6 protein-coding genes are annotated in these 8,962 nt (G+C 45.6%); 4 read left to right on the top strand and 2 right to left on the bottom strand.

All coding sequences use genetic code 11. The features are described from left to right. Nucleotides 1–464: 464 nt before the first annotated feature. Nucleotides 465–2,360: a glycoside hydrolase family 97 protein gene (locus DW083_RS07785; protein ID WP_370038856.1), complete on the bottom strand. Its 1,896-nt coding sequence runs from the start codon at nt 2,358–2,360 to the stop codon at nt 465–467. A gap of 72 nt (nt 2,361–2,432) precedes the next feature. Next, nucleotides 2,433–4,385 carry an alpha-L-arabinofuranosidase C-terminal domain-containing protein gene (locus DW083_RS07780; RefSeq protein WP_122331998.1) on the bottom strand — a complete coding sequence of 651 codons (1,953 nt, stop codon included), beginning with the start codon at nt 4,383–4,385 and terminating at the stop codon, nt 2,433–2,435. A gap of 189 nt (nt 4,386–4,574) precedes the next feature. Between DW083_RS07780 and DW083_RS07775 the strand changes: the two genes are divergently transcribed. The 4 genes from DW083_RS07775 to DW083_RS07760 all read left to right on the top strand — a co-directional run bounded on the left by DW083_RS07775 (nt 4,575) and on the right by DW083_RS07760 (nt 8,952). Then, complete coding sequence (locus DW083_RS07775) at nt 4,575–5,654, top strand: aldose epimerase family protein (protein ID WP_122331997.1); 1,080 nt, start codon at nt 4,575–4,577, stop codon at nt 5,652–5,654. Nucleotides 5,655–5,703: 49 nt separating this feature from the next. Next, nucleotides 5,704–6,984 carry an MFS transporter gene (locus DW083_RS07770; RefSeq protein ID WP_122331996.1) on the top strand — a complete coding sequence of 427 codons (1,281 nt, stop codon included), beginning with the start codon at nt 5,704–5,706 and terminating at the stop codon, nt 6,982–6,984. Between the two features lie 101 nt (nt 6,985–7,085). Next, nucleotides 7,086–8,231: a galactokinase gene (galK, locus tag DW083_RS07765; RefSeq protein ID WP_115500832.1), complete on the top strand. Its 1,146-nt coding sequence runs from the start codon at nt 7,086–7,088 to the stop codon at nt 8,229–8,231. Between the two features lie 28 nt (nt 8,232–8,259). Next, nucleotides 8,260–8,952, top strand: a complete 693-nt coding sequence (locus DW083_RS07760) for an NUDIX domain-containing protein (protein WP_122331995.1) — start codon at nt 8,260–8,262, stop codon at nt 8,950–8,952. The last annotated feature ends 10 nt before the right edge of the window (nt 8,953–8,962 follow it).

Below are 8,962 nucleotides of genomic sequence, written 5' to 3'. Positions count from 1 at the left end.
ATCGCTCTGATCCGGAACTTTATTGCCCCGAAGTCAGACTTCATATAGTACGAAGTCAACCTTCAGAGCGATGAAGCGTTACTTCAAGACTATTTTCTGCGCACCTCACAACAACAAGCCCCTAAAATTTCCTTTGGATATTTGGAACGCAGTCCGCCTTCGTCTGCAAATATTCGATTCTCCGGGAGTTAAGCTTTATCACTTTGCTGTTGTTTCCGGTTTTCAGCAATCAAATTGTATGCTTTTCGATATGGGCTCGGCACCTCATTTTCTCTGTTGTCATCCGAATGGGCTAAAATCGTGAAAAGAGTCAAACCAAAATCGATCAAGATTTCGGACGAAATAGAAAAATACCCGAAACAGGGGGTTATTGTCTATTTTGTTATTTTCAGGAGGCTTAAAACTAAGAAAAAGTGAACCAGTAGATGATGAATCAATAGGATAAACCCGCCAGGACACAGACGCTATAACAAACAAATCATCCCGCCTTCCGGTTGGATAACCAATTGGATTGTTCCATCGGCTTTAACGGATGTCTCGGTCATGCGCGGATTGCGCTTCTTGTCATCATCATACACCGTAACATTCTTTCCGGCAAACATAGGGAGAGTTATTTTCAGCTTCAGCGGTTCTTTACCGGCGTTGATACCTGCCACATACCATTTGTCGGCATGACGGCGGGCCAAAACACAATACTTACCGGGATAACCGTCAATAAAACGAATCTCATCCCAAGTAGTCGGCACCTGCTTCATAAAATCGATTTCAAAAGCCGGAACATCCGTCAGGTTATTAGGGGCAAGCGCAAAATTCTGGATCGGATTCTGAAATAAGACGGCTGTCGCCAACTGGAAAACATCGGTCGTTTTACGAATCGTACCGCCATCGTTCGTCCGGTTCAGACGCTTATTCAGCAAAACGCCCCCAAACTCCATGCAACCGATCGTATTCCTGACAAACGGATGCAGACAGGCATTAAAAGCCTCATTATCATCATAATGCTGGTTGAATATCAGATTCTCGGAAGCCAGGACAGCCTCGCTCCCGACATAGTTCGGATACATGCGTTCCCAACCGCGCGGAATTGTGCAGCCATGGAAAATGACCATCAACCCGTTATCGTCGGCATCGCTCAGGATCGCTTCATAAAGACGCATCGTTTCCTGTTTGTCACCACCGAAGAAATCAACTTTGATGCCTTTCACTCCTAAGCTGCGAAGCCATTTCATCTCCCGCTTGCGTATAATAGGGTTATCCATACAGTTGACCGGCCCCTGTTCGATATCATTCCAATAACCACTGGAACTATACCACAGGAATACATCCACATGTTTGCGGTGCGCATAGTCGACAAGCGATTTCATCCGGTCGCGACCGATATTCGTATCCCACCAGTTATCGATCAATACATATTCATAACCCATCGCTGCTGCAAAGTCTACATATTTCACCTGGTCGTCATAATTAATACTCCCGTCCTGCCAGAGAATCCAGCTCCAGGTTCCACGTCCGAAGCGATAATCATGCTCTGTTTCATATAAAGGGTCTACGACATCCCAGGGAATAGTCGTTTCGACGATCGGTTTCAATGTTTCGCCGACTGTAAGCGTGCGCCACGGTGTACTGCCTGGTAGAGACAAACCGGGAGCGGCAGAACCGTTTCCATTATTTTCCTCCGGCATCGGAAATGCAATCGTGTACAGACCATCCGCTGTAGCATCACTCAAATGGGAAGCGCAATAACGGCTGTCGACACCCGTTTCACTGACAAGAACCCAGCCATCACCGCCCACACGAAACAAGCAAGGGAATGTGTAACCATGCCCATACTGCGAACGTTCGTCCATCGGAGCATCAGCCTTGTATTCTTCCTCATAACTGGGCTTTGTCCGCTTCCAGCCGATCATGGCATCACTTTGCGGACACAGGAATGTAGTCGTGTAAGAAGGGAAATCGAATCCCGTCATTTCCTTCTCGATCATACAACTGCCGGTTTCCCCGTATCGCGGCATCACATAACGGAACGCGACATCGTTATTGCTGACACGGAAAACAACCTCGATTTTCTGCTGATCCGGATTGGCAAACGTACAGGTCAACTCGTTCGCCTGGTAATGAATACTCGATTGTTTGATGCGATCCTGCGTATAAGTCTTGTCTATCCGCCTGGCCTTATGCTCCACATAGGTCATGTTCTTGCTGAAATCACCGACATTCGAGACAAGTCCCAAAGGTGAATTTTCAAGTATTGTTTTCTCCTTATAGCTAACCCGGTAAACAGGTTTGCCATCTTTTAAAGAAACCTGAACTTCCAGGTTTTGATCCGGACCTGCCACCGACAGTTCCTGTGCTGATAGCACGGAAACAGTCAGTGACAGTAGCTATGTTATTAAATCAGCTCTCATCTTTTCCGTCTTTAACATCTTTTATTCTTACAGTTTAAAACGATAAACTGAGAAACTGAGCGGACTCAATGTCACTTCTGTCTCCGGCGCTTCGATCTCGATATCGGACACGACCGGGACAACAACAGAAGGATTACACAATGTATTCTTTGCTTCCAGATCCGAAGAATGAAGCAATGTGAGCGTTCCTTTATGTTTGCCGGCGGAAAGGCCGTTCATATTCAGTTTCACTTTTTTATGCCGGATTCCGGTATTGGCAATCTTGATAATCAGTTCATTTGTCTTTTTGTCGACAGCGGCAGTGGCATAAAGATCGTTTTGTCCCGTTACAGGCTCATTCTGCATCGTTAACGGCAGTACATTCGTGCCGGCATTGTGGCCGTATAACTGCTGTACATAATAGTTCGGAGTTTTTACCAACGACAAATTATCGAACCAGATCAGATCCGGACGCCATTGCCAGGCATCGACATGGGCAAAAAGCGGAGCGTATGTACATAAATGTACGACATCCGCATTTCGTTCGAGCCCCGTCATAAAGGCGGCCTCGCAAAGGGCTGTCAGGAAGCTGTTCTCACGATTGGGAGCATGACAGGCGTATTCTCCGGCAAACACTTTCGGGCCTTGCCGGTCATACGAATCATAACGTTTGGCTCCGTTCAGGAACCATTCGGGAGAACGATAGAAATGTTCGTCCACCAAATCGACCTTCAGCCGTTTCATCTCCGGCCATAGATAATCGAAGTCTTCTCCTTCCGACTGCGGACCGGAACTCCCGACAATCTGTATTTCCGGATATTTGGCACGGATGGCCTCTACAAACGGCTCAAGACGTTCCGTGTAAAGCGATCCCCATTGTTCGTTGCCGATCGCAAGAAGTTTTAGGTTGAACGGGGCCGGATGTCCCATATCGGCACGGATCTTTCCCCATTTGCTGGTAACCGGGCCGTTGGCAAACTCGATCAGGTCGAGTGCGTCGTCAATATAAGGTTGCAGCTTATCCACCGGACAATTCTCATTCGGATCATGATTTTCATACTGGCAGGAAAGACCGCAGTTCAATACGGGAAGCGGTTCGGCTCCTATATCTTCGCTCAACTGGAAATATTCGAAGAAGCCTAAACCGTAAGACTGGTAATAGTCGGGAAACTTCTTATGGGCAAATGTATAATTCCAGCGGTTGATGTTGATCGGACGGTTTTCAACCGGGCCGATCGTGTTCTTCCACTGATAGCGGGTTGCCTTGTCGGTCCCTTCCACAATACAACCGCCCGGAAAACGGAAAACACCCGGTTTCAAATCTTTCAACGCCTGCGCCAGGTCGGCACGCATCCCGTTCGGACGATTGTTGAATGTCTTTTGCGGGAACAATGAAATATGTTCCAGGTCGACCGTTCCTTTTGTCGCCATCGTAATACGCAGGCGGGAATGAGCCTCTGTTGCTCCCGGGGTCAGGACTACCGTATATTTTTTCCATTCCTTACCGCTAACCTCAATTACCTTTTCTTCATACAGGTCGTTTTGGCTGTTCACCAGATTAATACGCAATTTGACAGGCGCACCGGACTGAACACGGGCGTACAAAGAAAAATCATACTTTTCCCCATCCCGGATACCGATACCTTTAAAACCTTCGTTATCCAAGCCCGTGCCGGTCAGTTCTTTTTCATAAGAAAGACGGACATAATGCGGGTTACGGTCGAAACAGGGATTTTTAGTCTGCACTGTCACATTCCCAAAAGGAGTCCAGCCACCAAAAGGATTATCGAACTCAAAAGAACGGTTCTTAATAAGCTCAGCGTACAAGCCTCCGTCTGCACCAAAATTGATGTCTTCAAAAAAGATACCGTACATGGTCGATTGGATAGGTGCACCCGGCCTCTGTACATCTATCTTAAACTCATTACTTTGTGCCATTAAACCGACAGCTCCCATACTAAATAGACACAGGGCAATGGCTTTTCTCATACTTTTTGTCATAGATATGTGTTTTTCCGTGAATATAAAGATTATTTAGTTGCAAATGTACACTAATTGTTTTGATTCAAAGGTGAGAAATCACTCATTTTAGTCGACAAAAAGCCCTTTTATGCTATAAAACATCTTTAAAGTAGTGCATGAATACAAAGAAGAGAGTAATTTTACACACAATTTTGAAACATTATTTACATGAAGAACGAAAGCACGCTGTCTGGCTTAACTGTGGCTAACTTCAGCAAGCAATTAGACGGCAAGGAGACGATGCTATGCATCCTTACAAATAACAAAGGAGCAGAACTTACCATTACCAACTACGGTGCAAAAATTGTATCGCTTATGGTACCGGATCGGTCCGGGAAGTTAACCGATGTAGTAACAGGACACAATTCTATAGACGAATACCTGGTTTCCGAAGAAGCCTATTTCGGAGCAATCTGCGGACGATATGGAAACCGTATTGCAGGCGGAAAATTCACATTGGATGGTGTTGTGTACGATAAACTGGCTATCAACAACGGGCCTAACAGTCTGCACGGCGGTTTGAAAGGATTCAACTCCGTTGTCTGGGATCTGAACAAGATCGACAACCAGACGGTAGAGCTGAAATACACTTCCGCCGACGGCGAAGAAGGCTTCCCCGGAAAGCTTGATACGACTGTGACTTACCACCTCTCCGATGACAACGAAGTCGTGATCATGTATCACGCCGTAACGGACAAGCCGACTGTGCTCAACCTGACGAACCACTCCTATTTCAACCTCTCAGGCCAGGGCGATCCTTCCGTTTACGACCATAAACTGACAATCAACGCAGATTATTACCTGCCGACAGACGATACGGCTATCCCTTATGGCCCGAAAGAAAAGGTGGAAGGCACTCCGATGGACTTCCGCACTCCGCACGAAGTAGGCGAACGCATCGACGAAGATTTCGAAGCGCTGAATTTCGGAAAAGGATATGACCATACATATATATTAAATAAAACAGAAGAAAACGAACTGTCGTTCTGTGCCCGTTGCATGTCGCCTAAAACCGGCATCGTAATGGAATGCTACACCACACAACCGGGCGTGCAACTATATACAGGTAACTGGATGACCGGCAATTTCGTTGGGAAGAACGGACAGCGCTATCCGGCCCGCGCCGCTCTCTGCCTGGAAACACAGCATTATCCCGACAGTCCGAATAAGCCGGAATATCCGTCCACCGTATTGCGCCCGGGCGAAGTATTCCAGAGCAAGACTATCTATAAATTCACGATTGAATAAATAGAATCCAACAGACCTAAATATTAATAATCTAAATATCTAAAAAGAAATGGAGTCAACTAAACAGAAAAGTTATGTATTACCAATAGCGATGATGTTCGCATTGTTCGCTATGATCTCTTTCGTTACGGGTTTGCCTCAACCTTTCGGGGCAATTGTGCAAAACGAATTCGGAGCATCCAACTTCGAAGCTACGTTAGGTTTCTTTGCAAACTTTATAGCCTATGCCTTTATGGGAATCCCCGCAGGTATGCTTTTGCAAAAAATCGGTTACAAAAAGACAGCGTTAATCGCAATTATCGTTGGTTTTGTCGGTGTAGGTATCCAGGTACTTTCCTCTAAAATGGGATTTGCCACTTACGTTGCCGGTGCTTTCGTTTCAGGTTTCTCTATGTGTATGTTGAATACAGTAGTAAACCCGATGTTGAACACGCTCGGTGGTGGCGGCAAGAAGGGTAACCAGTTAATCCAGATGGGTGGTTCGTTGAACTCGGTTTCAGCAACTATCGTTCCGGTTTTGGTCGGTTATCTGATGGGTACCGTTGTTGAAGAACGCACAATTGAAAAAGCATTACCCGCTCTGTACATCGCAATGGCTATCTTTGCCATAGCATTCCTGGTTTTGTTCTTCATGAGCATTCCGGAACCAAGTTTGGCTAAAGCTAAAAATGTAAAGAACGAACACAGCCCGTTGTCCTTCCGTCATTTCAAATTCGGTGCAATCGCAATCTTTGTGTATGTAGGTATCGAAGTTGGTATTCCTCATTTCGCAGGTTTGTTTATGATGACACCGGAAGCAGGCGGCGGTTTGGCAATCGACTCTACAATCGCAGGTTCGGTAGTAGGAACATATTGGTTCCTGATGCTGATCGGACGTTTGGTCGGAGCATCTCTGGGTGGTAAGTTTACAAGTAAAGCGATGCTTACGCTTGCATCAAGTGTCGGTATCCTGTTCATCATCCTTGCATTTGTCTGCCCGATCACAACTTTGGTAAGTATGCCGGTATTTAAGAGCGATATTTCTTTCGGTACGGCACAAGTTCCTATCAGCATCATGTTTATGGCACTTTGCGGTCTTTGTACTTCCATCATGTGGGGTGGTATCTTCAACTTGGCTGTAGAAGGTTTAGGTAAATACACGGAAGCTGCTTCCGGTATCTTTATGGTATTGGTTTGCGGTGGTGGTATTCTGCCTCTGATCCAGGGCCAGATAGCCGATATGTCCGGATTCATGACCAGCTACGCTGTCATCCTCATCGCTTTGGCTTACTTGTTGTTCTATGCATTAGTCGGTTGCAAGAATGTAAACAAGGACATTCCTGTTGAATAAAAAATAAGTGTAACTATATGATTGAAGAAATTATCTAACTATATTTGTAGTCGGATAATTTCTTCAATTGTTTAATAACCTAATTAAAAAACAAATCTATCATGAGACAAAAAATCAGAAATAAATTTCAGGAGTTATTCTCTGTAGAAGGTAGCGTATATGCATCTCCGGGTCGTATCAATTTGATCGGTGAACATACCGACTATAATGGAGGTTTCGTATTCCCGGGTGCAATCGACAAAGGCATGATTGCTGAAATCAAGCCGAACGGAACAGGTAAAGTCCGTGCTTTCTCTGTGGACCTGAATGATTACGCCGAATTTGGTCTGAACGAAGAAGACGCACCAAAAGCAAGCTGGGCAAGATACATCTTCGGTGTTTGCCGCGAAATCATCAAACGTGGCGGACAGATCCAGGGATTCGACACCGTATTTGCAGGTGATGTTCCCCTGGGTGCAGGTATGTCCTCTTCCGCTGCATTGGAAAGCACATACGCATTTGCGTTGAACGACCTGTTCTCCCTGAACATCGACAAATTTGAATTAGCTAAGATCGGCCAGTCCACCGAACATAATTATTGCGGTGTAAACTGCGGTATCATGGACCAGTTCGCTTCCGTATTCGGTAAAGAAGGAAGCCTGATCCGCCTGGATTGCCGTTCACTCGAATATAAATATTTCCCGTTCCACCCGGTTGGTTACAAGTTGGTATTGCTGGATTCTGTAGTAAAACACGAACTGGCTTCTTCTGCTTACAACAAACGCCGTCAGTCTTGCGAAAACGCTGCTGCAGCCATCCGTCGCAATCATCCGGAAGTTGAATTCCTGCGTGATGCAACAATGGATATGCTGAACGAAGTGAAAGGTGACATCAGTGCAGAAGACTATATGCGTGCAGAATACGTAATCGAAGAAGTACAACGCGTACTCGACGTTTGCGAAGCACTGGAAAAAGACGATTACGAAACCGTAGGCCAGAAGATGTTCGAAACACATCACGGCATGAGCAAACTCTACGAAGTCAGCTGCGAAGAACTGGATTTCCTGAACGATGTAGCTAAGAAATGCGGTGTAACCGGTTCACGCGTAATGGGCGGTGGTTTCGGAGGTTGTACGATTAACCTGGTGAAAGAAGAAAAATACGATGCATTCGTGAAAGAAGCATTCGAATCTTACACAGCCAAGTTTGGTCACGAGCCGAAATTGTACAACGTAGTTATCAGCGACGGCGCACGCAAACTTGCATAAACATAATTAATTATAATTCCATAAAATCATGACAGCCGCTTTTTATCAGGAGGAAACCAAATTTTACGTTTCTGTAGACTGTATCATCTTAGGATTCAACCAGGGTGAACTTAATGTATTACTTTATAAACGGAAGTTTGAACCAATGTTAGGACAATGGTCCCTGATGGGCGGTTTTATCAAAGCCGGTGAGAGTATAGAAGAAGCCGCATCACGTGTGCTTACCGACTGTACCGGAATCGATAATCTTTTTATGGAACAGGTAGGTGCTTACGGAGATGTTACCCGCGATCTTGGAGAGCGGGTGATCTCCGTAGCATACTATTCACTGGTAAACATGAATGACTTCAGTGCCGAAACACTGGAAGAGCACAATGCCGTATGGACAAAGATCAGCGAAGTGCCGCAACTTATATTCGACCATAACCGGATGATCACCGACACGCTGGCACGCCTGCGCAGAAAAGCAGCTACCCGTCCGGTCGGTTTCAATCTGCTTCCCGAAAAATTCACTTTGCCTCAATTGCAAAGCCTGTATGAAGCAATCTACCAGACTCAACTGGATAAACGTAACTTCCGCAAAAAACTCAATGCGATGGATATCCTGGAAAAGTTGGACGAGAAAGACAAGAAAGGTTCCAAAAGAGGAGCATTCTATTATATGTTCAACAAAGAAAAATACGATCGTTTGCTGGAACAGGGTTTCTACTTCTCGTTATAAAAAAGAGCCA

The sequence above is a fragment of the Parabacteroides sp. AF48-14 genome (assembly GCF_003477465.1).
Lineage (GTDB): Bacteria > Bacteroidota > Bacteroidia > Bacteroidales > Tannerellaceae > Parabacteroides > Parabacteroides acidifaciens.
This window is presented reverse-complemented; position numbering and strand designations above follow the sequence as displayed.